Raw genomic sequence first — 24,627 nt, 5'->3', positions numbered from 1 at the left:
GGCCTGCGTGCGGGCGGCCTGGGGCTTCGCACGTGTCGATTTCATGGCGCAGCGCGGCGCCCTCGCGCCGGGGGACGTCGTCGTCGTGCCTCGTCCGCTGGCATTAGACATTTTCGCGTGACAGAAGCGCGGCTTTCTGGCATGGGTAGGACGCTCCCTCACGTCCCTCCCGATGCTCGAGACAGCCATGTCCACCGCCGAAGCGGCACCACGCGAGAAGGTGCGTGACCGCGTTCTGTTCGTTGTCGTCCTGACCGTGTTCCTCGACCTCGTCGGGTTCGGGATCACGATTCCGCTGCTCCCGTTTTATGTGAAGCCGATGGTGTCCGAGGCGTGGGCGGGCATCATCACCGGATTGCTGATCAGCAGTTATTCGTTCGCGCAGGCGCTGGCGACGCCCGTGCTCGGGCGTTTGTCCGATCGGATGGGGCGTCGATCGGTCATCGTGCTGAGCCTGGCTGGCAATGCGGCGAGCATGGTGCTCTTCGCGGCGGCGGTGCACTTCCAGGTGCTCTGGTGCCTGTTCGTGTCGCGCCTGATCGCGGGTGCGACGGCGGGCAACCTGGCCGCGTGTCAGGCGGCCATCGCGGACGTGACGGAGAAACACGAGCGGGCGGCGGCCATGGGGCGGCTCGGGGCGGGGATCGGGCTCGGGATGATCATGGGCCCGGTCATCGGCGGCGTGACGGCCAAGATCGCGCTCTGGGCGCCGCCGATCGCGGCGGCCGTGATGGCCCTCGCCGACCTCCTCCTCGCCGCGGTGCTCATGCCGGAGACGCGGCCCGTACGCGAGCCCGAGCGCGCGGGGCACGACGCCTATCGTGGCCCCACGCGGGACGAGCGCCGGAGGGAGGCGTCGTTCACGGAGATCGTCGCCGACAAACGGGTCGCGACGGTGCTCCAGATGTATTTCTTGACGTTCATGGCGATGACGGTCCTGAACGTCGCGTTCCCGCTCCTCTCGCATGATCGTTTTGGGTGGACGGCGGAGCAGGTCGGCTACATGTTCGCGATCTTCGGCGTGTCCGGGGTCGTGATTCAGGGGTTTTTGATCAAGCGCCTCTCGACCCGCTTCAGCGAGCTCGGGCTCGTCGAGACCGCGGCCGCGCTCATGCTCGTGGGGATGCTCTGCGCGGCGTTCTCGACGCAGCCATGGATGATGGTCCTCGCGAACGTCCTCATCGGGGTGGGGGTGGCGATCAACAACCCGTCCATTTCGTCGCTGGCGTCGAAGTATGCGCGCGAGGACCAGCGGGGCACCGTGCTCGGCTACGCGCAATCGACCGGGAGCTGGGCGCGGACGATATGGCCCGCCACGTGGGGCTTCATGTACAACCGCGTGGCGCCCATCTCCCCGTTCCTCGGCGCGGCCGCCGGGGCCGCGCTGCTGCTCGGCGTCGCGCTGGTGCTCCACAAGCAGGACACGCCGGCGTCGGAGCAGGGGTAGGGGAGTCCCTCGGGCTCTGCGCGCGGCACGCCGCGGCGTACCGGCGTTAAAACCCGTTCAGCTCGTCCACCACCTGGAAGAGCGCGCCAAGATCGTAAAAATCGACCGCCACGAAGTTCGGGATCTGCCCGCCCTCCGTCTGGCATTGTTTCGCCCGCGTCGACAGCACCTCGTACGCGTTCGCCGTCTCGCCCCGCTCGGGTGTCGGGAGCGGGCCGATCCAGTGGTTCAGGAGGAACAGATCGTTCCCTTGTGTCCCCCGGTTCGGCGCGCAGTTGAAATCATCCACGCTCTCGAACGAATACGGCGTATCCCAGGCGATGTCCCAGAAGTGGTGATACCACGCGGGCGGCGGACGCTCGCCCTCGGCGCCCACGACGAGCTGCTTTCCCTCGAGCAAGAGCTCCCGCAACGTCGGCCACGCTGTGCCGGCCTCGTGCGCATACGTGCGACCTGCGAGCCCGCTCTTTTCGAACACGCCCTCCGTCTCCTCGGGCGTGATCCCGTCCTGGATGATCAGCGTCACCACCTCGTGCGGGTGTGCGTCGAGGAACACGCGCATCTCGACGAGCGCGTCCACGAGCAGCGTATGACCGAGTTCGCAGATCGAGTGGCAGAGATACAGATCGTCGTTCCAGCGATGGGTATCGATCAGCATCGCGCGGATGCCGTCTTCGAGCTGGCGTTTCATGCCGAAGTTCTGGTTCGGCGCGGCCCAGCCGAGCTCGAACGAGGACATGGCATTGTGCGTCGCGGGGAACGCGATCGTGTCGAAGGGCCGGTCGCAGAGTTCTGCGCGGCCGTTGCATTCGGAGGGCGGCGGGGGCTTGCCGGGCCCCGGGTCCGGATTCGCCGGATCCCCGGAGCCGCAGGCGAGGAGCCCGAAGGAAGCGGTCCAAAGCAAAGCGTGAAGCGATAAGCGTGTCCCGTGCACGCCGTCGAGCGTACACGGGATCGTCACGTGCGAAAAGCGCGCTAGCGCGCCTTCTTGATGCCGAGATCCACCTGGAGCTGCCGGCGGATCTTTTTGACGTCGGCGTTCGAGAGCTGCCGCAAAAGCTCCGCCACGTGGGCGCGCTCGTCCTCGGCCGGGAACGTCAGGATGTAAAGCGGCGGCACCTCGAAGCCGAGCGCCAGGCGCTCGATCGTCTGGATCGTGATGGCGGCGAGCCCGTGCTCGACGCTCGAGAGGTGGCCTTTCGACAGCGCGCTCGCGTCGGCGAGGGCGGCGAGGGACATGTTTCGCTCGAGGCGCAGCTCACGGATACGGGCGCCCACCTGCATCGCAAACGGATCGGGAACGGATCGTCGGGGCATGGTCCTCGTCTTTCTCGGGCCACGAAAGGCGGCCCGACCGGCGAAACACGCCGGCAAGTCGCAAAGTTCGTCGAAATGGTCCGCCCGCGAGAATCGGCCGGATCACACGGGCCAGCTACTATGCACGTCCTCGGACGCACGGAGAACAGAAAAAGGGTCATCGATCGGACGTACTTCGTCCGACCGCGCCCGGCGCGCCATGACGCAACGCGCGGGGCGTGGTCGGACGAATCTTGTCCTAGCTCCGCTTGACGCGGACGCCGGTCTCCTCCTGGATCCGGCGACGGATCTTGCGCACCTCGGCGTTCGACATCTCGCGGAGCAGCTCCGCCGTCTTCGCGCGCTCGTCGTCCGCGGCGAACGTGAGCAGGTAGAGCGGGGGCACGCCGAAGCCGAACGCGAGCCGCTCGATCGTCTGGATCGTGATGGCGGCGAGCCCGTGCTCGACGCTCGAGAGGTGGCCCTTCGACAGATAACAGGCGTCGGCGAGCTTTCCGAGCGACAGTCCGCGCTCCTTGCGCAGCTCGCGGATACGGGTGCCCACCTTCAGTGCAAACGGCTCGGGAACGGTTCGTCGCGGCATGATGATGTGGTTCTCGGGTCGATCCGAAAAAGGATCCCCGACCGGCCCTCCTGTGCCGGGATCTCAAGGTTTCACGAGGGCGTCCGTCCGCCCTCGATACGAAAGACGCGATCGCGAGATCGGGCGCGCCGGCGATGTCTCCGCGCCGCGCCGAACCCATCGAACACGTCCATCTTGCATCCATTGGACGAACTCGTCACGCGCGAATTGCAAGCGGTAGGACATTGTCCGTCATGGGTTCGCCCCTCCTTCCATGACCACGCACCAGCGTGTATCCTCGTTCCAACGTGGCGAACATCGATCCCGACTTCGTGAAGATGGGGGCGCACGCGTCCAAACGTGAAGGGGCGATCCTCATCGTGCGCTGGACCGGTGAGGTCAGCCTCGACGACATGAAGGCGTTCTACGACCGCATCGACGAGATGAGCCACGACGAGCCCGCCGTCTTTTGCCTCTTCGACAGCGCGCACTCGCTTTCCGTCACCCGCGAAGCGCGTGTATGGGCCGTCCGCGACGCCAAGGGCGCCAAAGCGATCCGCGGCATCGCCGTCGTCGGGGCCTCCTTCTCCATACGCATCCTCGGGACGATGCTGAACCGCGCGACGAACGCCATCCTGCGGCACGGCGTGCCGCTCGCGTTCTTCGATACCGCGGAGGAAGGCCGCGCCTACCTCGAAGCGGAGCGGAAGCGGCACGCGGCCCTCCGCTGATTCCGATATCTCCGCATTCGTTCGTGGCTCGGTCCGACGTCCCGGCAGTTGACGACCGGGGGGGCTCGACCGGAGGTTTCCCGTGAGGGCGGCGTAGCGGTTCGGAGGATCATGGCTCCTCCGGCTCGGCCTCGCGCCCCGGGAGGCCATCGTGGGGGAGCCGAGCGGCGCGCCGCCGCGCGGAGGGGATACGTCCGCGCCGGGGCCGGAAAGCACCATTCGAATTGAATCGATCCGCGTCGATTCCGATCACGGCACGCTCCGCGGCTGCGACGAGCCGAGCGGCTGGCGCTGGTCCGAGCGCGCCTGCCCCGAGCCCGAGTGGACGGCCGCGTCCCGGGTCCCGGTGAGCCATACCCTCGGCGAAAAGGTCCACCTCGAGCTCACCCTCGAAACCGCCGCGGCGGCGCCCGGCCCCCTCACCCTGAAGGGCGAGGGCCCGGGAGGGCTCACGTTTCGACAAACCATTCCGATCTCTCCCGGGACGTCGTCGATCACCCTCGTCTCCGACCTTCCGCTCGCGCGCAGGCTCGACGATCTCTCGTTCGACGTACGCTGGTCGACGTCCGAATCCACGTCCGTCGCGCCCTCTGTCACCTCCCTGCCCATGCTGATCACGCTGGGGCCACCGCGATCCACGCCCCTGGCGCCCTACAAGGAGGATGGCGCGACGCCGCGGCGCGTGGCGAAGGCCGTGGAATGGGCGAAGCAGGCGAGGAGCTTGGATCCGCATGCGATCGTCGAGAGCTTCCTGCGCCGATTCCCCTATTACGCGCTCCTCCCGAATCCCGACGTACCCGCCATGTACGACCACCCCCGTTATTTCAACGACGTCGGCGGCGCATGGCCGATGGTCGAGTACGTCGCCGCCTCCGGGGAATGCCAGGCCATCGTGCGCCTCGTCCGGGGCATGCTCGCGCAGATCGGCGCACCGGGCGAGGCGCGCATGCTCGTCGTATGGGCCGATCCGGACCAGGGCGGCGGCGAAAAGCCCCTCGTCGACGACTGGGAAAGAAACCCCCGCGCGGGGTTGTCGAAGACCATGGTCGTTGGCGGCAAGCGCCTCTCCGCCGCGCTCGTGGACGGCCCCGTCGCGGAAGGAAAGACCTACCCGCCCTCGCATACCCGCCTGCCCGACGGCAGCGTGAGCCCCGGCCTCAACCGGTACGAGGCGTGCCTCGAATTCTCGCACGGCGGCGTGACCCGCTATTATTGTGGCGGCGTCGGCGTCCTCTCCTCCAGGCACGACATCCTCAAGGTCTTCTGGGGCCTCGTATGGGTGGAGTTTCTCCCGGACGAGGGATTTCGGGTCGAGAAGATCGTACGGCGCTACCGGGGCGGCGAGGCGCCGCCCGAGACCGTGCCCCGGCGCAACCGCGTCCGCTCCTTTCTCCGTCGTTTTGCGAGGCGATTTGCATGAAATGGCTCGACGACATCGAAACCGCGCACGCCGAGGGCTTCGACGATCTCGACGGCCGCGCCGACCTGCCCGGCCAGGCCCTCGCCGAATCGAGGCACTGGGCCCGCACCCTGTTTGCCCAGGGAAAAAGCCCCTACGACGCCGCCTGCCCCGTCCGGCGCAAGGTCCACCGCGCCACGAAGGCCGCGCCCGATTTCCTGCGCCACGAATACGAGGTCGACGACCTCCGCCTCTCGATCGTCGAGGGCCGCTCGTTCGCGCTCGTCATCATCGCGCAGTCGAGCCTCGACGTCCTCGCGCTCCCCGAGGACGAGCGCGCCGCGGCCATCTCGCGGGTCGCCGCGGCCCTCTTCCACCCCGTCTGCGTCTCCGGCGGCGTTTGCTTCCGTTTTCCCGCGCGTATCGAGGAGGGGACGTTTTTCTCCACGAACCCCGACCTCGACCCGCGCCTCCTCGGCGCCTGGCAGGATCGCCTCGACGCCGGGATTCGCGGCGGCGAGCTCATCTTCCTCGCCTACAAGCGTTTGCCCTGGATGGCCGGCTTCGCCGACCCGTTCGCGTGGCTGCGCGAGGGCGAGGCCATCGATCGAAAGCCGCGCTTTCGTTTCCCCTTCCGGAAATCGGGCGCGAAGCGCAAGCGCCGCTGAGCGTCGAAGACGTCAAGGATCGAGGAGCGAGGGCGCGCGCAGGATCTCCTCCAGAATCGCGTCGGCCTCGCGCGCCACGCTATCGAGCGCCTGCCCGAGCCGCGCGTGATCGGTTGCGTCGAGCGGCGCGAGCCCGAGCCGCGCCCGCACCCCGGAGACACGGAGCGCGATCCCCTCGCCGTATTGATATCCCTCGATCCACGGCCCCCGCTCGACCTCCGCGCGGAGCCGCTTCATTCGCGCGTCGAACGTGGCGCGCTCCTCCGCGGTCCGCTCGAACGCGCCGAAATGGTGCATCGTCGCCGCGGGCCCGAAATCGCCGTCGATCGCTGAAAACCCCTCGGCCAGAGCCGCGCGTGTCATCTCGAATCCCGCGCGCCGGAGGAGCGCGCCGTCCAGGCACATCTCCCAGATGACGTGCGCGAGCAGCCCCATTCGTTTCGCGCTGAGGCCCGCCTCCCGCATGCGCGTCGCGACGAGCTTCTCTCCTTCGACGAAGACCCGGTTCTCGTGAAACCAATGGTCGGCCGCCACGTGGTGCCGGATCCCCACGAGCACCTCCGCGAGCCGCCCGCCGAGCGGCTCCTCGGCCTCGACGGCGTGGCGCGGCCGCACACGCCTGTCTGCCATTCGCCAGAGGTCCGGCAGCATCGCGCCCGCGCCGGCGGCGCGTGAGCCCGTCTGCGCCTCCGCGAGGTGCCTGTGCAGCAGGAAGTTCACCGCTGCAGCCTAGCACGCCTCCGTTCGTGCTTCGGCTTTCCATCACGCCTCCTGCGTGCTAGCCCCTCGTCGCCCGAGGGACCGGCCCTTGTCCGCGACCCCGGGCAGGAGACGACCCATGAAACATTTCGTGACTTCCTTGATTGCGCTCTGCCTCGCGGGCGCGGGCTCCCTCATCGGCTGCGGCGACGACTCGAACAATACGACCGGCGGCGGCGACGGCGGCGGCGGCGGCAACGGCGGCAACGGCGGCGGCGGCGGCGGCGACGTCGTCATCCCCATCGACGACGTCGGCACCGCGACCGCCGAGCTGTACTGCGGGCTGGTCTACTCCTGTTGCACGATGGCCGAACAGGACAAGGCGCTCGATGGGATTACCCCCAAGCCCCAGAACGAGGCCGAGTGCGCGCAGGTCTTCAAGGGCATGTATGACATGCTCGTGCTCCCGCGTCTGAAGAAGGCCGTCGGGGCGGGCCGCATGGAATACGACCAACATCTCGCGGCGAGCTGTCTCGCCAAGCTCGATGGATCCTGCACCGCGATCAAAGGCGATCTTTTCGAGTCGGACCCCGAATGCCAGAGCGTCTTCCTCGGCAAGGTGGCCGACGGCGGCGATTGCGGTGGCGACGACGAGTGCGCGGGCGACGACTCCGTGTGCATCGGCGATACCGATACGGAGCTCGGCAAATGCCAGCCGCGCGGCGCGGCCGGGGCTGCGTGCGAGTTCGATGAGGACTGCACCACGGAGTATTGCGATTTCCAGGCGAGCATGTGTGCCGCGCAGAAGGCGCTCGGCGAGGCGTGCACTGGCTTCAGTGAGTGCACGGACTCGTATTGCGACAGCATGACCAACATGTGCACGGCCAAGATCGCCGACGGCCAGCCCTGCACGTCCTTCGAGGAGTGCGAGAGCAACAACTGCGACATGGCGACGAGCACCTGCACCACGCCCGCGCCGATCTGCGACGGCATGTAGACGCCCCTCGCCCTCGTCGCGGAGCCGTCCTCCACCGGAGACACCTCCCGGGCGACCTGCTAGAGTAGCGCCGTCCGGGAGGAACCCGGAATCGGAGGAGGACATGGAAGCGGCGCAAGCGAAGATCGGCCTCGTCGGCCTCGGGGTGATGGGAGAAAACCTCGCCCTCAACATCGAGCGGCATGGTTTTCCCATCGCCGTCTACAACCGCGAACCCCACAAGGTGGACCACCTGCTCGCGACGCGCGCGAAGGGCCTCCGTTTCGTCGGGGCACACAACCCGGCCGAGCTCGCGCGTGCCCTCGAACGTCCGCGCAAGATCATCCTCCTCGTGAAAGCGGGCTCGCCGGTCGATTGGACCGTCGAGCAAATCCGTCCGTACCTCGAACCCGGCGACATCATCATCGACGGCGGCAATTCGTGGTACGAGGACACCGAGCGCCGCCAGCGCGAGCTCGGCGCGACGGGCATTCGTTTCCTCGGCTCCGGCGTCTCCGGCGGCGAGGAGGGCGCGTTATGGGGCCCCTCGCTCATGCCCGGCGGCGAGCGCGCGGCCTACGAGGAGATTCGCCCGATCTGGGAGGCCATTGCGGCGAAGGTCGACGACGGCCCGTGCGTCACGTACATCGGCCCCGGCGGGTCGGGCCATTTCGTCAAGATGGTCCACAACGGCATCGAATACGGCGACATGCAGCTCATCGCCGAGGCCTACGACATCCTCCACCGCGGCCTCGGCTTCTCCGCCGATCGCATCGCCGAGGTCTTCGCCCGCTGGAACGAGGGCGTCCTCTCCTCGTTCCTCATCGAGATCACGGCCAAGATCTTCCGCGCCAAGGACCCCGAGACGGGCGCGCCGCTCGTCGACCTCATCCTCGACAAGGCGGGCCAGAAGGGCACGGGCCTCTGGACCTCCAAGGTCGCGCTCGACCTCGGCGTCGCCATTCCCACGATCGACGCCGCCATCATGGCGCGCCTCCTTTCGGGCCGGAAGAATGAGCGCGTCGAGGCCGCAAAGGTCCTCGAAGGCCCCCGGCCCGGCGCCTTCCAGGGGGACGAAAACGAGCTCGTCGCGGCCGTGCACGACGCACTTTATGCCGCGAAGATTTGCTCCTACGCGCAGGGAATGGCCCTCCTCCGCGCCGCCTCGGACACCTCCCACTGGGACCTGCCGCTCGGCGAGATCGCGCGCATCTGGAAGGGCGGTTGCATCATCCGGGCCCAGTTCCTCGACGGCATTCGCGAGGCGTACGCGAAGCGCCCCGACCTGCCGAACCTGCTCCTCGACGATCGCTTCCGCGACGCGATGGCGAAATCGCAGCCCGGCTTCCGCAAGGCCGTCGCGTTCGCGCAGGGCCTCGGTATCCCTTGCCTCGCGTTCTCGTCGAGCCTCGCCTATTACGACAGCTATCGCTCGGCGGGCCTCCCGCAGAACCTGACCCAGGCCCAGCGCGATTATTTCGGCGCCCATACCTACGAGCGCATCGACAAGCCCGAGCTCGGCGCCGTGCACACCGACTGGCCCTCGCTCGTCGGCTGAGAAGGCAATCGGGGTTTTCCCCGCGCCCGTCCGTTCGTCCCGCCGCTCGCTTTCGCTCCTCCCCGCTCGCCCGCCTGCCTGCTCGCTCCCCATAGCGGCCGCTCGTTCGCCCCGGAAGGCAGCAACGGCGCCCCCTCGATTCCCATCGAATGCTGCTGGATGCGCCCGCGGCGCGCTCGCCGTGCGGACGTCCGAGAAGGCACGAGGATGGCGGCTCTCTTTCGTCCCTGGACCAATACGGCCTTCCGGATCGCGCTCATCGGCATCGTGGGCGGCGCCGGCGCGCTCCTCGCCGTGCCCATGATCTGGGTGCGCACGCCGAACTGGCGAAAGCAGCTCGATCAGGTCGACCAGCCGGTCGAGTTCGATCACCGGCACCACGTACAGGACGACGGTATCGATTGCCTCTACTGCCACAGGGAGGCGACCGTATCCGCCACGGCTGGCATTCCCTCGACCGACCTCTGCATGGGTTGTCACAACCAGATCTGGAACAAGAGCCCCATGCTCGAGCCCGTCCGGCGGAGCTATTTCTCGGGTTTGCCCATCCCGTGGAATCGCGTCCACGACGTCCCCGATTTCGTCTACTTCAATCACGCGATTCACGTCAACAAGGGCGTCGGGTGCGTCAGTTGCCACGGGCGCGTCGACGAGATGGGCCGCGTCTTCCAGGTCGCCGATCTCAGCATGAAGTGGTGCCTCGATTGCCACAGGCAGCCGGAGAAGCACGTCCGGCCGCTCGACCGCGTGACCGACATGACCTGGAAGGCCGCGGATCAAAGCTCCCTCGGGCCCTACCTGATCCGCGAATACGGCGTTCGAAGCGTCACCACTTGCACCGCCTGCCATCGATAGGAGAGCACCTTTGAGCAACGACGTACGCGCGCTCTGGGAGAGGATCCTCGCTGGCAAGACGGGCCGCGACTACTGGCGCAGCCTCGCCGAGCTCGTCGCCGAGGGGACGCCTTCGGAGGACAGGCAAAGGGAGTTTCCCGAGGGAGCGGATGAGCGCCCGGACGAACCCTCGCGCAGGAGCTTCCTGAAGCTGCTCGGCGCCAGCATGGCGCTCGCGGGCGTCACGGGGTGCGTCAAGGATCCCGTCGAGAAGATCCTACCGTACACGGTCCGTCCGCCCGAGGTCACGCCGGGTCTGTCCAAGTATTACGCGACGAGCATGACCCTCGACGGACTCGCGACGGGCCTGCTCGTCGCGAGCCGCGAAGGGCGGCCCATCAAGATCGAGGGCAACCCCGAGCATCCGGCCAGCCTCGGCGCCGCGGGCGTCCTGGAGCAGGCGTCCCTCCTCGGCCTTTACGATCCCTACCGCGCGCGGGCCATCACGCGCGCCGGCGCGCTGCAATCGTGGGATGCGCTCGCGACGGAGCTCGCACGTCCGCGCGCCGATCGCGGGGCCGGGCTCCGCATTCTGATCGAGCCCACGGCGTCTCCGCTCCTCGAGAGCCTGCTCGGCCGTCTCCTTTCCGCGTATCCGGACGCGCGCATCACCGTGCATGCGGCGACCGAGACGGGCGCTGCGGCGCAAGGGGCCGCGCTCGCTTTCGGCCGCCCGCTCGTCCCGCAGCTCGACCTCCGGAACGCCTCGGTCATCGTCTCGCTCGATTCGGACTTCCTCGACGGGCAGGGCATGCATTTGCGGCACTCGCGCCATTTCTCCGAGCGCCGCCGCCCGGGATGGCCCGAGCCCACGATGAACCGGCTCTACGTCGTCGAGAGCATGCCGAGCTGCACGGGCACCGTCGCGGATCACAAGCTCCGCCGGCGATCGAGCGAGATCGGCACGTTCGCCGCGGCCCTCGCGGCCGAGATCCTCCTTGGCGGCAGGCCGCCCTCGACCGTCTCGCCTGATATCGTCACGGCGCTCCGCCCCTTCCTCGGCCGCGAGGAGCGCGCGCTCGTCGGCGCGATTGCGAGGGACCTCGTCCGCGCGGGCCGCAGCGGCCTCGTCGTCGTCGGCGAGCGGCAACCCGCGCCCGTCCACGCCCTGGGCGCGCTCGTGAACTCCGTCCTCGGCGCCTCCGGCTCCACGGTCTCGATGACCGATCCCATTCTCTGGAATCCTGGCACGGCCGGGCAGGACCTCGCCGCCCTCGTCGCCGAAATGCGCGCCGGCGCCGTCGACACGCTCGTCATCCTGGGGAGCAACCCCGTGTACACCGCGCCGGGGGATCTCGATTTCGCCGCGGCGCTCGGCCGTGTCCGGCAGAGCTTTTACCTCGGCCTTCATACGGACGAGACCGGCGCGCGGACGACCTGGTTCGTCCCCGAGGCACATTACCTCGAAGCGTGGGGCGACGGCCGCGCGGGGGACGGCACCACCTCCGTCGTCCAGCCCCTCATCCGCCCGCTCTTCGGCGGGCGCACGGCGTCCGAGATCCTCGCGGCCATGCTCGGGGACATCTACCCGAGCGCGCACGCCCTCGTGCGTGACCAATGGCGGACGATGCTCGGCGAGGCTGATTTCGAGGCGCGGTGGGAGGCGACCTTGCGCCGCGGCTTTTTGCCCGGCTCCGAGGCCCCGCGGGTCCAGGCCGAAATCACGCCGCCCGGAATCACCGCCGCCCTCGCGACCGTCGCCGCTGTGCCCGCGCTCGCGCCCGATCGTTACGAACTCGGGTTTTACACCGACCCCAAAGTGCACGACGGCCGGTTCGCGAACAACCCGTGGCTCCAGGAATTGCCCGATCCCACGACGAAGATCACCTGGGACAACGCCGCGTTCATGAGCATCCGCACGGCGAGCGAACTCGGCGTCGTGAACGACGACCTCGTCGAAATCACGTTGCCCGGGTTCGATCCGACGGTGCAGGTGTTCACGACGAGCCCTCCGCCGGTCACGACCGTCGTCTTGCCGGTGTTCGTGATGGCGGGCCACGCCGATCGGGCCATTTCCTTGCGGCTCGGGTATGGCCGCGGCGCGGGGTTGCCCGTCGCCGAGGGAGTCGGGAAAAACGTCCAGCCCCTGCACCGCCAGGGCCGCTCGTTCCTCGACGGCGCGTCCGTCCGGCCCACGGGCGAGAAACACGTCCTCGCGCAGACGCAGATCCACTGGGAGCTCCACGGCCGGCCGATCGCCCTCTCCACGACGCTCGAAGCCTACCGTGACAACCCCGGGTTCACCCGCGGGCAGAAGGGCCCCGTGCTCTCGATTTTGCCCCCGGAAGATTTCAAGGGCGAGCAGTGGGCGATGAGCATCGACATGTCGATCTGCACGGGCTGCAGCGCGTGTGTCGTCGCCTGCCAGGCCGAGAACAACATCCCCGTCGTGGGCAGGGAGGGCGTCCTCCGCGGCCGCGAAATGCATTGGCTCCGGATCGACACCTATCACACGGGCGAGGTCGTCACGCCGGAGGTCGTCCACCAGCCGATGCTCTGCCAGCACTGCGAAAAGGCGCCCTGCGAGTACGTCTGTCCGGTGAACGCCACCGTCCACAGCCCCGACGGCCTCAACGAGATGGTCTACAACCGCTGCATCGGCACGCGGTTCTGCTCGAACAACTGCCCCTACAAGGTGCGGCGGTTCAACTGGTTCGACTGGATCGAGGAGAAGCCCGGCTACAACGCCGACATCCGCACGCTCCAGAAAAACCCCGACGTCACCGTCCGCGAGCGCGGCGTGATGGAGAAGTGCACATTCTGCGTCCAGCGCATCCGGCGCGCCGAGATCGACGCCAGCATCGAGCGCCGCGCCATTCGCCCGGGGGAAGTCACGACGGCGTGCGAAGCCGCGTGCCCGACGCGCGCCATTCGGTTCGGCTCGCTCGCGCACAAGGAGACCGACATGGTCCGCTGGCGCGAAGAGCCGCGCAGCTTCGCCGTCTTGCATGAACTCGGCACGAATCCTCGCATTCGATACCTCGCGCTGATCAAGAACCCCAACCCGGAGGTGGGTTGATATGGCCACGGAGCCGGTCTTCATCGGGCGCCCCACGGACGCCGAGCTCTCCGACCAGCTCCTCTCGACCGCGTGGCGGCCGTGGAGAAGGCTCGGGAAAATCGGCTTCCTCGTCGCCATCCTCGGCACGTTGTCCCTCTTCAGCGGGATCACGTTCACGGTGATGCGCGGCATCGGGGTGTGGGGCAACAACATCCCCGTCGGCTGGGCATTCGACATCATCAACTTCGTCTGGTGGGTCGGCATCGGCCACGCGGGCACCTTCATCTCGGCGGTGCTCCTGCTCTTCGAGCAGAAATGGCGCACGAGCATCAATCGCTTCGCCGAGGCGATGACGCTCTTCGCCGTGCTTCAGGCCGCGATGTTTCCGGTCCTCCACCTCGGGCGGCCGTGGTTCGCGTACTGGATCTTCCCGTACCCAGCCACGATGGAGGTCTGGCCGCAATTCAAGAGCGCGCTCCCCTGGGACGCGGCGGCCATCTCGACCTATTTCACGGTCTCGCTCGTCTTCTGGTACACGGGCCTCATCCCGGACCTCGCGGCCATGCGGGATCGCGCGCCCACGCGGGCGAAGCGCATCATCTACGGCATCTTCGCGCTCGGCTTCACCGGCGCGTCGAGCTCCTACCGCCATTACCGCGTCGTCTATGGCCTGCTCGCGGGCCTCTCCACCCCGCTCGTGCTCTCCGTGCACTCGATCGTGAGCTCGGACTTCGCGATCACGCTCGTGCCCGGCTGGCACTCCACCATCTTCCCGCCGTTCTTCGTCGCGGGCGCCATCTTCTCGGGGTTCGCCATGGTGCTCACCCTGGTGATCCCGGTGCGCAGCCTGTTCCGGCTGGAGAACGTCATCACGAAGGCCCACCTCGACAACCTCGCCAAGATGGTCCTCGTGACGTGCTGGGTCGTCACGTATTCGTACATCCTCGAATTCTTCATCGCGTGGTACAGCGGCGACGAGTTCGAGATCTACCAGTTCTTCGTGGCGCGCCCGTTCGGGCCCTGGGCGTGGATCTTCTGGATGATGATCATCTGCAATGCGGTCGTCCCGCAGATCTTCTGGTCCAAGAAGGCGCGGACGAACCTCGCCGTGCTCTGGGCCGTCTCGCTCCTCGTCAACGTCGGCATGTGGGCCGAGCGCTTCGTCATCATCGTCATGGGCTTGCAGCGTGATTACCTGCCCGCGGCCTGGGGCGTATACGTCCCGACGTACGTCGACTGGGCCATCTTCCTCGGGACCATGGGGTTCTTCCTGCTCCTCTTCCTGCTCTTCTTGCGGTTCGTCCCGTTCGTTCCGCTCGCCGAGGTGAAGGAGCTCAAGCACGAGCTCTCGCACGAGGAGGGACATTAAAATGCGGAGGAGGCAACAGAGCGGGATCGTGGGCGCGTTCGACACGCCTGAAGAGATCATCCGGGCGGCCCACGAGCTCCGCAAATCGGGCTACCGCAGGCTCGAAGGGTACACGCCCTATCCGCTCCTCGAGCTCGAACGGGCCATCGGACGCGGGCGCTCGCGCATCGGGTTCGTGGTGTTCCCGTGCGCCATCGCGGCGGCGGCCATCGCCTACCTCGTGCAATGGTGGACGAACGCCGTCAATTACCCGCTGAACTCCGGCGGAAGGCCCGCGCACGCGCCGCCCGCATTCGTCCCCGCCACGTTCGAGATGGCCGTGCTCTTCTCGGCGCTCTCGGCCTGCGTCATCCTCGCTCTCTGGTCCGGCCTGCCGGCCCTCTGGCAGCCGATCTTCGAGGTGCCCGGCTTCGACCGCGCCAGCATCGACAAGTTTTTCCTGGCCATCTCCGACCGCGACCCCTCCTTCGACCGCGAGGCGACCGCGCGCAGGCTCACGGAGCTCGGCGCGACCCGCGTCGAGCTGCTCGGGGTGCATCCGGCGACCGACGCCGAGGTCGACGAGCGGCTCAATGGAAAGGGGGGAGGGGAGTCGTGAAGTCGAGGGGCCTTCTCCTGCCCTTGTGCGTCCTCGCCTTGGGCCCTCTCCTCGCGAGCTGCAACAGCTCGGGCACCGAGCGTGATTTCGAGCGCATGGTGAACCAGGCGCATTTCGAGTATTACGAAGAAACCTCGTTCTTCGAGGATCGCCGCGTCATGCGCGATCCGCCCCCGGGCACCGTCCCGCACGACCGACGGCTCGGTCCGCCCGAGGTCCTGCATGGAACCGCCTCTGGCAAATTCGTCGAGGCCATTCCGGTCCCGCTCTCGCGGCCGATGCTGGACGACGGCCGCAAGCGCTTCGAGGTCCTCTGCGCGCCCTGCCATGGCGTGGGCGGCGACGGCGTGAGCGTCGTCGCGCACAACATGGAGCTGCGCAAGCCGTCGAACCTCGTCGCGGCGCCGGTCCTCGAGTACCCCGCGGGGCGCATCTACCAGGCCATTGCCCAGGGCTACGGGCTCATGCCCTCCTATGGCCAGGATCTCGGCGTCGAGGCGCGCTGGTCCATCGTCGCCTACGTGCGCGCGCTCCAGCTTCGTACGAACGGCGTCGCCGTCGACGCCCTGCCCGAGCCCGTCCGCGTGCGGATGCAAAAGGAGCTTCGATGAACGTCGAACCCAGCGTATTCACCGGAGGAGGTCGGCTCATCGTGGGAGGCGTCCTCGCTTTCCTCGTCGGCGCGATCGCGCTCCTCGTGGGCGGCGCCGCGCACGGGCAGGACGCATTCTACGCGTATCTCTCCGCCTATGCGTGGCTCGTCTCGCTCCTCGTCGGCGGGCTCATCTTCCTGATGATCGTCCACGCGATGGACGCGAAATGGCCCGTCGCCCTCCGCCGCGTCCTCGAAGGCGTCACGGGCGTCCTGCCGCTCGCGGTGATCGGGTTCATCCCCATCGCCATCGGCGTCTCCACGATCTATCCCTGGACCTCGCCATCGTCGATCGTCGATCACGAGGCCCAGCGGCTCGTCGAGCACAAGCTCCCGTACCTGAACACGTCGTCGTTTTTCGTGCGCGCGTTCCTGTACTTCGGCGTCTGGCTCGGGACCTCGTATTTCCTCCGGCGCTGGTCCTTGCGCGGCGACTGGTCCCCGGAGGCCAAGGACAAGCCGAGGTTTCGCGCGCTCTCGGCGCTCGGGCTGCCTCCGGTCGCGCTCGCGTTCACGTTCGCGGGCTTCGACTGGCTCATGTCCCTGACGCCCACCTGGTATTCGACGATGTTCGGCGTGTACTGGTTCGCCGGCGGCTTCCTCGGCGCGCTCGCGCTGCTCGTGCTCGCGACCTACGGCTTGCAGCGCGGGGGCATGCTCACCCGGGTCGGCAGCTCCCATTATTACGCGCTCGGCCGGCTCCTGCTCGCGTTCACGATCTTCTGGGCCTACATCGCGTTCTTCCAGTTCTTTTTGATCTGGATCGCGAACAAGCCCCACGAGGCGGCGTTTTATGCGCCCCGCATGAAGGGCGAATTCGCCTCCCTGAGCATCCTCGTCGCGGCGGGCCGCTTCGTCGTCCCGTTCTTCGCGCTCTTGCCCTACCGGGTCAAGCAGCAGCCGAGCACGCTCGCGCCGATCGCGATCTGGATCCTCGTCATGCACTGGGTCGACATGGAATGGCTCGTGATGCCCTCCGTGCGCGCCGAGGGGCCCGTCGTGCATTGGCTCGACGTGGCCGCGCTCGTCTGCGTCGGCGGGGCCGCGCTCGCGTTCGGCACGTTCCGCCTGCGTGGCCGCCCGATCGTCCCGAAGAACGATCCCTCGCTCGAAGCTGCCTTCCGGTACGGGAGCGTTTGACATGAGCCATTCCGCAGATCCCAAGCGCCACGGCTTCGTGAAGCAGGAGGAGGACGTCCTCCCGCCGCGCCTGATCCTCTATGCCGTCCTCGGTTCCATCGCGTTTGCCCTCGTGCTCTCGGGGGTCTCCTACGGCATTCAACGGTCCCGCGAGGCCGTGCTCCGGCCCTCCGGGGTCTATCCCGAGGAGAAGCTCGGCCCGATCAAGGAGCGCTCGAACGTGCACGAGGAGCTCTTCTCGAACCTCGGGCAGGGGCAGATCCTCGAGCGCACGCAACGTCAATCGCTGCAACAATTCGAATGGGTGGGCGAGGATCGCAAGAAGGTGAAGGTCCCGGTGGACGTCGCCATGGACCTCGTCGCGAGCGGCGTAGGTCGATAACGGCATCGAAGGAGCGCCGCGCCCTCCGGGGGGCGACGCGGGGGGAGCTCTCGGTGAGACGATTCGGCTGGGCCATGGCCCTCTCCATGATGCTCGCGGGCGCGCCGACCAGCGCTGCGGAGGAGACACGCGCGCTCCCCGTGGCCGCGCAACAGGCGGACGTCGACGAGCGCCTCGGCGGATTCGTCCCGCGTGATATCGTCCTGCGCGACGAGCGCGGCGAAGACGTGAAGACGGGTGAGCTCCTCGCGGGCGACGTCCCCGTGGTCCTCGTGCTCGCGTATTACCGTTGCCCGATGCTCTGCCCGCTCCTGCTGACGGGCGTATCGAAGGGCCTCGCGGAGGCGGGATATAAGCCGGGCGAGGATTACAGGCTCGTCACGGTCAGCATCGATCCGGAGGACACCCCGACCGACGCCGCGAAGCGCAGGGACGCGCTCGCCGAGAAGCTCGGCGCGAAGCCGTCGAATCTCAGGTTCCTCGTGGGGACGGCCGAGGCGACACGCGCCGTGGCGGACGCCGTGGGCTTCCGTTATGGCTACGATGCCTCGACCGATCAATATGCACACCCGGCGGTCGTCACGGTGCTCGCGCCGGACGGCCGCATCTCGCGGTACCTCTACGGGCTCGAGCCCGCTGCGCGGGACCTCCGGCTCGCCCTCGTCGAGGCCGCGGCGGGCAAGGTCGGCACGATCGTCGATCGTGTGCTCGTCACCTGTTATCGCTACGACCCGGCGACCCGACGCTATGGCCCGTACATCACCGGGTTTCTCCGGATTGGATCGCTCCTGATTCTCTGCACGGTCGGAACGACCCTGGGCATGTTGTGGCGCCGGGATCGGCGCCGGGGACGAGGGGGTGAGCCCCGATGAACGAGCTACTCCGTACGCTCCTGTTTTTGCCGCGGCAGGCGTCCACCATCGCCGAGGAGATCGACACACTCCATTATTTCGTCATCATCATGACGATGGGGGGCGCCTTGCTCGTGACCCTCGTCGGCGGGTATTTCCTGTTCCGCTACCGCCGCACGGCCGTGCAGAAGCACCCGGAGCGGCGCATGACCGGGACGACGCCGGCCATCTGGCTCGAAGCCGTGGTCGTGGTGGGCCTCTTCGGCATGTTCATCGTCTGGTGGGTGATCGGATTCTGGCAATTCATGGCCATCCGCATCCCGCCGGAGAACGCGCTCGAGATCTACGTCACGGGCAAGCAATGGATGTGGAAATTCGCGTACCCGCAAGGCGCGAACTCCATCTCGACGCTCTACGTCCCCGCCGGGCGCCCCGTGAAGCTCGTCCTCACCTCGCGCGACGTCATTCACAGCTTCTTCGTCCCGGATTTCCGGCTGAAGCAGGACGTGCTCCCGGGGCGCCTCACGACGCTCTGGTTCGAGGCGAAGGAGCCGGGCCGGCACGACATTTTCTGCACGGAGTATTGCGGCGTCAGCCACTCGACCATGCGCGGCGAAGTCATCGCGCTCTCGCCGGAGGAATACGAGCGCTGGCTGCAAGGCAAATCGCCGCAGCCGGCCGTGGCGGGCCCGGTCGACATGCGCCCGTCCTCCGTCACGGACTACGCGCCGCCGGAGCCCGTGAGCATGGTTCGTCAGGGCGAGCGCGCCGCGGCGGAGCATGGCTGTTTGCGCTGCCATACCCTCGACGGCACGCCGCACCTCGGCCCGACCTTTGCGGGCCTCTACGGCACCATGGTTCCGCTCGAAGCGGGGGGCAGCGTGAAGGTCGACGAGGCGTACATCACTGAATCGATGATGGATCCGCTCGCGCGTATCCACGCGGGATACCAGCGCATCATGCCGAGTTACCTCGGCCAGATTCGGCCGGCCGAGACGGGCGCCATCATCGAGCTCATGAAGAGCCTGCGTGACGTGCGCCCGAAGCCCGGCGCGTCGGAGCCCTGGGGCACGGTCACCGTTCCGGAGACGCGGGAGGGGGGGCAATGAGCCAAGCGACCATCGACGCCGATTCGAGGCCGAATCCGCTCGGCGTCGGCGCGGACCATCCGGATTATCTGCGCGCCGACAGCGGCCTGCGCTCGTGGCTCCTCACGAAGGACCACAAGCGCATCGCGCTGATGTTTTACGTGGGCGTGATCCTCTTCCTCGGGCTCGGCGGCGTCTTCGCCCTCGTGCTCCGCACGGAGCTGCTCACGCCCGAGCAGACGTTCATCGACGCGAATACCTACAACCAGATGTTCACGCTCCATGGAATCACCATGGTCTGGTTGTTCATGATCCCGGCCGTTCCGACGGTCTTCGGCAACTTCGTCCTGCCGATCATGCTCGGGGCGAAGGATCTCGCGTTCCCGCGCATCAACCTCGCGAGTTTTTACATCTACGTCCTCAGCGCGATCATCCTGCTCGGCGCGATGCTCGCGGGCGGCGCCGACACGGGCTGGACGTTTTACGTGCCCTACAGCACGACGTCGCCTACGGCCGTCACCTGGATGGGGATCGGCATCTTCGTGAACGGCATTTCGTCGATCATGACGTCGGTCAATTTCATCGTCACGACGCACACGATGCGCGCGAAGGGCCTGAGCTGGCACCGCATGCCGCTCTTCGTGTGGGCCACGTACGCGACGAGCATCATCATCCTCTTCGCGACACCCGTGCTCGGGATGTCGCTCGTCCTGCTCGCGCTCGATCACGCGTTCGGCCTGAGCCTCTTCAATCCTCGGTACGGCGGCGACCCGGTGCTCTTCCAGCACCTCTTCTGGTTTTATTCGCATCCGGCCGTGTACATCATGATCCTCCCCTCGTTCGGGGTGATCAGCGAGGTCGTCTGCTCGTTCTCGCACAACCAGCCCGCGAGCTACCGCGCCATTGCGTACTCCTCGCTCGGCATCGCGTTCATCGGGTTCTTCACCTGGGGCCACCACATGTTCGTGGCCGGGCTCAGCGAGTTCGACGCGGGTGTCTTCGGCGCGCTCTCGATGTTCGTCGCGATCTTCTCCGCGATCAAGGTCTTCACCTGGGTCGCGACGCTGCGCGGCGGCTCGATCAGCTTCGCCACGCCGATGCTGTATTTCCTCTGGTTCCTCTTCCTGTTCGTGTTCGGCGGGATGACGGGTGTGGCCGTGGCGACGCAATCGCTCGACGTGCACTGGCACGATACGTATTTCGTCGTCGCCCACTTCCACTTCATCATGGTCGGCGGGACGCTCACGTCGTTCCTCGCGGCCGCTCATTACTGGTTCCCCAAGATGTTCGGCAGGCTCTATGACGAGCGCGTCGGCCTCTTGACCTCGGTCGCCGTGTTCATCGGGTTCGTGTTCACGTTCCTGCCGCAGTTCCTCCTCGGGAACGGGGGCATGCCGCGGCGGTATTTCACGTACCCCGAGCGATACCAGTGGCTCAACGTGCTCTCGACGGGCGGCGCCTGGCTGCTCGGCGCGGGGCTCCTCCTCGCGCTCGGCAACCTGCTCCTCGCGTTGAAATGGGGCAAGCGCGCCGGACCGAACCCGTGGGGCTCGCGCAGCTTCGAGTGGATCACCGCGTCGCCGCCGTCGAAGCACAACTTCGAGGAGACGCCCGACATCGAGCGTTCGGCCTACGACTACACGCTCTCCGAGGAGGTGGCCCGTGAGCGCGCAAAGGCTCGTTGAGCAATTCGAGTCCCTCGAAAAGCAGGACCACGCCGCGCGGCTCGCGATGTGGATGTTCCTCGGCAGCGAGACGCTGCTCTTCGGGGCTCTCTTCGCCGCCTACGCGTACTACCGCGGGATGTACCCGGACGAGTTCGTCCAGGCCCTTCACCACAACAGCGTGGCGCTCGGGACGACGAACACGGTCGTGCTCATCACGTCGAGCTTCACCGTCGCCCTGGGCGTCCATTTCATTCGCGAGAACAAGGCCCGCCTCACGGCCGGCCTCTTCGTCGTGTCGACCCTGTTCGGCGCCGTCTTCCTCGTGGTGAAGGGCATCGAGTACAGCCACCACATCCACGAGAACGCGCTCCCGAGCGGGATGTACACGTTCATCGACAAGCCGCCGGCCGGCGTGGTGCTCGGATACACGCTCTACTGGTTCATGACGGCCCTGCACGGCCTGCACGTGATCGCTGGCATGATCATGCTCGCCGTGGTGGCCCTGCTCTGCTGGAAGGGGCGATACGGCGCCCATCGCAACGTCGCCGTCGAGAACGTCGGTCTGTACTGGCACCTCGTCGACGTCGTCTGGATTTTCCTCTGGCCCCTCTTTTACCTCACGGATTGAGGCGACATGATCAGCGCGCACGTCACCACCCCCAAGCTCGTCGTCTCGTGGCTCGCCTTGCTCGTGCTCACGTTCCTGTCGTTCGGGATCTCGCGCCTGGGCCTCGGGGAAGCGGAGCTCGTCATCGCGCTCGCGATCTCGGTCGTGAAGACGCTCGTCGTGCTGTTCATCTTCATGCACCTCGTCGAGCAGCGCTTCGCGAACCGGCTCATCGTCATTCTGACGTTCCTGTTCATCGTCCTGCTCGTCACGCTCACGGTCGCCGATCCCCTGACGCGCAAGACATTCCCGCCGCGGCCCGATCCCGCGGCGAGCCCCTATCCCTGATCGCCGGATTCAGCCTCGTCCGCCCGCATCCAGCGCGGCGGTTCGCCTTCCGCGGGTAAGCGGGGCAGGATCTCCTGCGGATGGAACGACGCCTTGTACCGCAACGACGGGCAACCCTCGACGCGATACCCGAGATAAAGGTAAGGTTTGCCCTGGGCGCGGGCGATCTCCACGAGCGTGAGCACGTTGCCCACGCCGGGGGAGCGCCAGGCATAGGCGGGATCGTAAAAACAGTACACCGCGCTCCAGGCGCGCGGGGTCTCGTCGCAGATCCCGATCGCCACGAGGCGCCCGTCGGCCTCGTCGTCGTAATATGCGACCTCCCGCGCGGACGGGTGCGGGAACGCGAATTGATAGAAATAATCACGCGACGTCAGCTTGCCCGGCGTCCATTCGCGCGCCTGCTCCCGATCGCCGTGCCACGTGTGATAGAGGGCGAGCCGGTCCGCGTCGACGCGTGGTGGCCCGACGACGACACGAAACGCAGCTCCGCGATTGCGCGCGCGGCGCTGGCTGCGGCTCGGCTTGAACTCGCTCACGAGGATCCGCGTCGGGACACACGCGGCGCAGGAAGGGCACACGGGGCGGAAGTAATCGGGGCCGAAGCGGCGGACGCCGCGCGCGAGCAGGGCGTCGAGCTCGTCGGGATCGACGTCGAGCAGGATGTGATGTTCGAGCGAAGCGCGCTCCGGCGGGATGTACGAGCAGGCGCGCGGCGGTTCGACGATGTGCTGGATCAGGCGGGCCATTGGACGCGGTTGGGCTCGCCAGCAGTGTCGCACGGACGGATGGTGCTCCACCAGAGGCTGGTTACCCGAGAACGCAGAACAGCTCGCCGGTCCGGCGCTCTGCGGGATCACGCAGGGATCTCGCCTCAGGGGGGACCATCAACCGGGCTCTGCCGGGCCGAGGAAGCGGCGGCCGGAACGCTTTCCAGCGCGAGGGCTTGGCATGGCGACGGAACCGTCAAGGGATCGTGCCGGTGACCTGCACGCCGCCCGCGCCCTTCGCGAACTGCGGCGTGATGATGACATTCGGGGGAGGCGGCTCGGGACGACTGGCGACGCCGATGCCCATCCCGATCACGCCCAGCCCGAGGAGCATTCCTCCAGCAGCAGCGACCCCCGTCCATGTCGCTGCGTCCGACTTCGACTCCGCGTTGTTCACGAAGACGAGACCCGTCGCGAGCCCCCCGATCCCCAAGCCCATGCTGACCGCGCTGGCAATCATCAGGTTTCGAGGCCACGTGGGCGGGTCGTTCGTCGCTCTCGATATGTTCGCGTGGATGGAAACGTTCATGGGCGCCGCCGGGAACGCAACATAGTGACTTTGGATCCGCTGCTGCATCGCAATATTGAGGACCTTCTGCTCTCCCGCCTTGAGTTCGACGGTCGTCTCATTGAAATAATACCCGTCGGCGATCGACTTGATGGTGTGCGTTCCCGGCTCCACATAAAACTCCTCGGAGAACGGCCAATCCGTGACCTCCTCGCCATCCACCGTGAGGCGAACGCCGGGGATGTTGACGCGTGGGACAATCGTCCCGATCCGAGCCTTTACGGCCTTACGGACGGCGTGCACCTCCTCGTCTGTATGTACGGTCCTGCCCTTCACGTATCCAATCGCCATGACCTCGGCCAGGTTCCGAGCGGCCGGCAGGTAGAGGCCCATGCGAGCCTGGGCAAACGCGAGCTCGAGTTGCACGTCGGATAAGCGCTGGCGATCGTAGGCGTCCCGGTACTTGTCGAGCGCTGCCTGCGCCTTCCCTTCCTTTTCGAGGGCTTGGGCTTCGCGGAGGAGCCGCAGCGCCGGCGGGTAGAACAATTCGTGCGCTCGACCGGTCGTGTACGACGTGTACGGGATCTCGAGGGGCTCGGGCTTGGGAGGCTCCAGAGAGGGCTCCTCCGCCAGCGCCGAGGAGGAGACGGAAATCGCGAAGAGGACCGTGCTTGCGAGGTGTAGGTACTTCATGCCGCCCAACCTACACCCGGGATCATCGGTCGGTCAAGACGAACCCTCTCCTCGGACGAACCTTGGATGTTCGTGGGCAAACCCTTGGTTCGTCCAGGACCAACCGCGTTCACGTGCCGGGCTTCCCTCCGAAGGTTCGAAATCGTTCGTCGGTCGCTCCGCGCCCTCTGCCAACGTCCTGCATCCTCCCCGGAAGGTCGTCGTCGTTCCTTTCCCCTCCTCGGATTCGTCCGGCGCTCGTCCGGGAAGCCTTTGCGCCTGGTTGTTCCCTTCAAGGGCGCGGCCCGGTGCTGCCTCCTCCCTCTCTCACGCAGGCCCGCGCCGCTTCGAAACCGCCTCCACGCCGTCGCAACGCGCCCGAATCCGTTGCCCGTCCGATTCCCCTTTGGCGGAACGCCCCACGCCTCTGCGCCGAGGTCGATTCCTCCTTCGCGGAGCGCTCGCGGATCCGTCTCCGGAGTCGTTCCCCTTCCGCGCAACGCGCTCCGCGTCGCTTCCGGGAAGCTTCCCCTTTCTCGCAACGCGGATCGCCGCCGCACCCGAGCCGCCTCCCACGACGTGGAACGCTCCGGGATCCGCTTCCGGGGACGTTCCCCTCTCCGGGAACACGTCCCGCCGCGGGATGCGGCTCGTTCCGAACTTCGGGAACGAGCGTTTCGCCGTTTCCGCGGGGGCTCCCGATGGTTTCACGCGCGGAGCGTC

General features: G+C 67.2%; 24 protein-coding genes. 18 read left to right on the top strand and 6 right to left on the bottom strand.

Annotated elements, in window-relative coordinates:
* Window positions 1–187: 187 nt before the first annotated feature.
* Window positions 188–1,447 (top strand): MFS transporter, encoded by a 1,260-nt coding sequence (locus tag POL67_RS39955; RefSeq protein ID WP_271926084.1) that lies wholly within the window; start codon window positions 188–190, stop codon window positions 1,445–1,447.
* Between the two features lie 46 nt (window positions 1,448–1,493).
* Here the strand turns inward: POL67_RS39955 and POL67_RS39950 are convergent, their stop codons facing one another.
* The 3 genes from POL67_RS39950 to POL67_RS39940 form a co-directional block, all read right to left on the bottom strand.
* Window positions 1,494–2,408: a phosphoinositide-specific phospholipase C-related protein gene (locus POL67_RS39950; protein ID WP_271926081.1), complete on the bottom strand. Its 915-nt coding sequence runs from the start codon at window positions 2,406–2,408 to the stop codon at window positions 1,494–1,496.
* Window positions 2,409–2,422: 14 nt separating this feature from the next.
* On the bottom strand, window positions 2,423–2,764 hold the full coding sequence (locus tag POL67_RS39945) for a helix-turn-helix domain-containing protein (protein WP_271926080.1): 342 nt from the start codon (window positions 2,762–2,764) through the stop codon (window positions 2,423–2,425).
* 238 nt (window positions 2,765–3,002) lie between these two features.
* Window positions 3,003–3,347 carry a helix-turn-helix domain-containing protein gene (locus POL67_RS39940; RefSeq protein ID WP_136929186.1) on the bottom strand — a complete coding sequence of 115 codons (345 nt, stop codon included), beginning with the start codon at window positions 3,345–3,347 and terminating at the stop codon, window positions 3,003–3,005.
* A 287-nt stretch (window positions 3,348–3,634) separates the two neighbouring features.
* Between POL67_RS39940 and POL67_RS39935 the strand changes: the two genes are divergently transcribed.
* The 3 genes from POL67_RS39935 (at window position 3,635) to POL67_RS39925 (ending at window position 6,124) form a co-directional block, all read left to right on the top strand.
* Window positions 3,635–4,057, top strand: coding sequence for a SpoIIAA family protein (locus POL67_RS39935; RefSeq protein WP_271926079.1), 423 nt, complete (start codon window positions 3,635–3,637; stop codon window positions 4,055–4,057).
* Between the two features lie 151 nt (window positions 4,058–4,208).
* Window positions 4,209–5,477, top strand: coding sequence for a hypothetical protein (locus POL67_RS39930; protein ID WP_271926078.1), 1,269 nt, complete (start codon window positions 4,209–4,211; stop codon window positions 5,475–5,477).
* Window positions 5,474–6,124, top strand: a complete 651-nt coding sequence (locus POL67_RS39925; RefSeq protein WP_271926077.1) for a hypothetical protein — start codon at window positions 5,474–5,476, stop codon at window positions 6,122–6,124. The genes POL67_RS39930 and POL67_RS39925 overlap by 4 nt, the downstream gene beginning before the upstream one ends.
* Window positions 6,125–6,136: 12 nt before the next feature.
* On the opposite strand, the gene POL67_RS39920 is transcribed toward POL67_RS39925, so the two are convergent.
* Entirely contained in the window at window positions 6,137–6,844 is a 708-nt protein-coding gene (locus POL67_RS39920) for a hypothetical protein (RefSeq protein ID WP_271926076.1), read from the bottom strand.
* A gap of 118 nt (window positions 6,845–6,962) precedes the next feature.
* Between POL67_RS39920 and POL67_RS39915 the strand changes: the two genes are divergently transcribed.
* The 14 genes from POL67_RS39915 to POL67_RS39850 all read left to right on the top strand — a co-directional run bounded on the left by POL67_RS39915 (window position 6,963) and on the right by POL67_RS39850 (window position 21,954).
* Window positions 6,963–7,820, top strand: a complete 858-nt coding sequence (locus POL67_RS39915; RefSeq protein WP_271926075.1) for a hypothetical protein — start codon at window positions 6,963–6,965, stop codon at window positions 7,818–7,820.
* Between the two features lie 103 nt (window positions 7,821–7,923).
* Entirely contained in the window at window positions 7,924–9,357 is a 1,434-nt protein-coding gene (gene gnd / locus POL67_RS39910; RefSeq protein WP_271926074.1) for an NADP-dependent phosphogluconate dehydrogenase, read from the top strand.
* Between the two features lie 207 nt (window positions 9,358–9,564).
* Window positions 9,565–10,212, top strand: coding sequence for a cytochrome c3 family protein (locus POL67_RS39905; RefSeq protein WP_271926072.1), 648 nt, complete (start codon window positions 9,565–9,567; stop codon window positions 10,210–10,212).
* Between the two features lie 10 nt (window positions 10,213–10,222).
* The gene (locus tag POL67_RS39900; protein WP_271926070.1) at window positions 10,223–13,270 is read left to right on the top strand and encodes a TAT-variant-translocated molybdopterin oxidoreductase; all 3,048 of its coding nucleotides are present in this window, start codon (window positions 10,223–10,225) and stop codon (window positions 13,268–13,270) included.
* 1 nt (window position 13,271) lies between these two features.
* Window positions 13,272–14,621: an NrfD/PsrC family molybdoenzyme membrane anchor subunit gene (nrfD, locus tag POL67_RS39895; RefSeq protein WP_271926068.1), complete on the top strand. Its 1,350-nt coding sequence runs from the start codon at window positions 13,272–13,274 to the stop codon at window positions 14,619–14,621.
* Window position 14,622: 1 nt separating this feature from the next.
* Window positions 14,623–15,219 (top strand): DUF3341 domain-containing protein, encoded by a 597-nt coding sequence (locus POL67_RS39890; protein ID WP_271926066.1) that lies wholly within the window; start codon window positions 14,623–14,625, stop codon window positions 15,217–15,219.
* A complete protein-coding gene (locus POL67_RS53920) occupies window positions 15,216–15,830 on the top strand; it encodes a c-type cytochrome (protein ID WP_271926065.1) in 615 nt (204 codons plus the stop codon). Before POL67_RS39890 ends, POL67_RS53920 begins: the two co-directional genes overlap by 4 nt.
* Window positions 15,827–17,011: a hypothetical protein gene (locus POL67_RS39880; RefSeq protein WP_271926064.1), complete on the top strand. Its 1,185-nt coding sequence runs from the start codon at window positions 15,827–15,829 to the stop codon at window positions 17,009–17,011. Before POL67_RS53920 ends, POL67_RS39880 begins: the two co-directional genes overlap by 4 nt.
* A 1-nt stretch (window position 17,012) precedes the next feature.
* Complete coding sequence (locus POL67_RS39875) at window positions 17,013–17,393, top strand: hypothetical protein (RefSeq protein WP_271926063.1); 381 nt, start codon at window positions 17,013–17,015, stop codon at window positions 17,391–17,393.
* A 74-nt stretch (window positions 17,394–17,467) separates the two neighbouring features.
* Complete coding sequence (locus POL67_RS39870; RefSeq protein WP_271926062.1) at window positions 17,468–18,265, top strand: SCO family protein; 798 nt, start codon at window positions 17,468–17,470, stop codon at window positions 18,263–18,265.
* The gene (gene coxB, locus POL67_RS39865) at window positions 18,262–19,353 is read left to right on the top strand and encodes a cytochrome c oxidase subunit II (RefSeq protein ID WP_271926061.1); all 1,092 of its coding nucleotides are present in this window, start codon (window positions 18,262–18,264) and stop codon (window positions 19,351–19,353) included. Before POL67_RS39870 ends, coxB begins: the two co-directional genes overlap by 4 nt.
* Window positions 19,350–21,017: a cytochrome c oxidase subunit I gene (locus POL67_RS39860; protein ID WP_271926060.1), complete on the top strand. Its 1,668-nt coding sequence runs from the start codon at window positions 19,350–19,352 to the stop codon at window positions 21,015–21,017. The genes coxB and POL67_RS39860 overlap by 4 nt, the downstream gene beginning before the upstream one ends.
* Complete coding sequence (locus POL67_RS39855) at window positions 20,995–21,627, top strand: cytochrome c oxidase subunit 3 family protein (RefSeq protein ID WP_271926059.1); 633 nt, start codon at window positions 20,995–20,997, stop codon at window positions 21,625–21,627. The genes POL67_RS39860 and POL67_RS39855 overlap by 23 nt, the downstream gene beginning before the upstream one ends.
* Before the next feature lie 6 nt (window positions 21,628–21,633).
* Window positions 21,634–21,954, top strand: coding sequence for a cytochrome C oxidase subunit IV family protein (locus POL67_RS39850; protein ID WP_271926058.1), 321 nt, complete (start codon window positions 21,634–21,636; stop codon window positions 21,952–21,954).
* Here POL67_RS39850 and POL67_RS39845 read toward each other — a convergent pair.
* Window positions 21,945–22,703 (bottom strand): arginyltransferase, encoded by a 759-nt coding sequence (locus POL67_RS39845; protein ID WP_271926056.1) that lies wholly within the window; start codon window positions 22,701–22,703, stop codon window positions 21,945–21,947. The two genes, POL67_RS39850 and POL67_RS39845, sit on opposite strands and share 10 nt — an antisense overlap.
* A gap of 217 nt (window positions 22,704–22,920) precedes the next feature.
* A complete protein-coding gene (locus POL67_RS39840; protein ID WP_271926054.1) occupies window positions 22,921–23,925 on the bottom strand; it encodes a peptidase associated/transthyretin-like domain-containing protein in 1,005 nt (334 codons plus the stop codon).
* Between the last annotated feature and the right edge of the window lie 702 nt (window positions 23,926–24,627).

Origin of the sequence: Polyangium mundeleinium, assembly GCF_028369105.1 — a bacterium.
Taxonomy (GTDB): domain Bacteria; phylum Myxococcota_A; class Polyangia; order Polyangiales; family Polyangiaceae; genus Polyangium; species Polyangium mundeleinium.
This window is presented reverse-complemented; position numbering and strand designations above follow the sequence as displayed.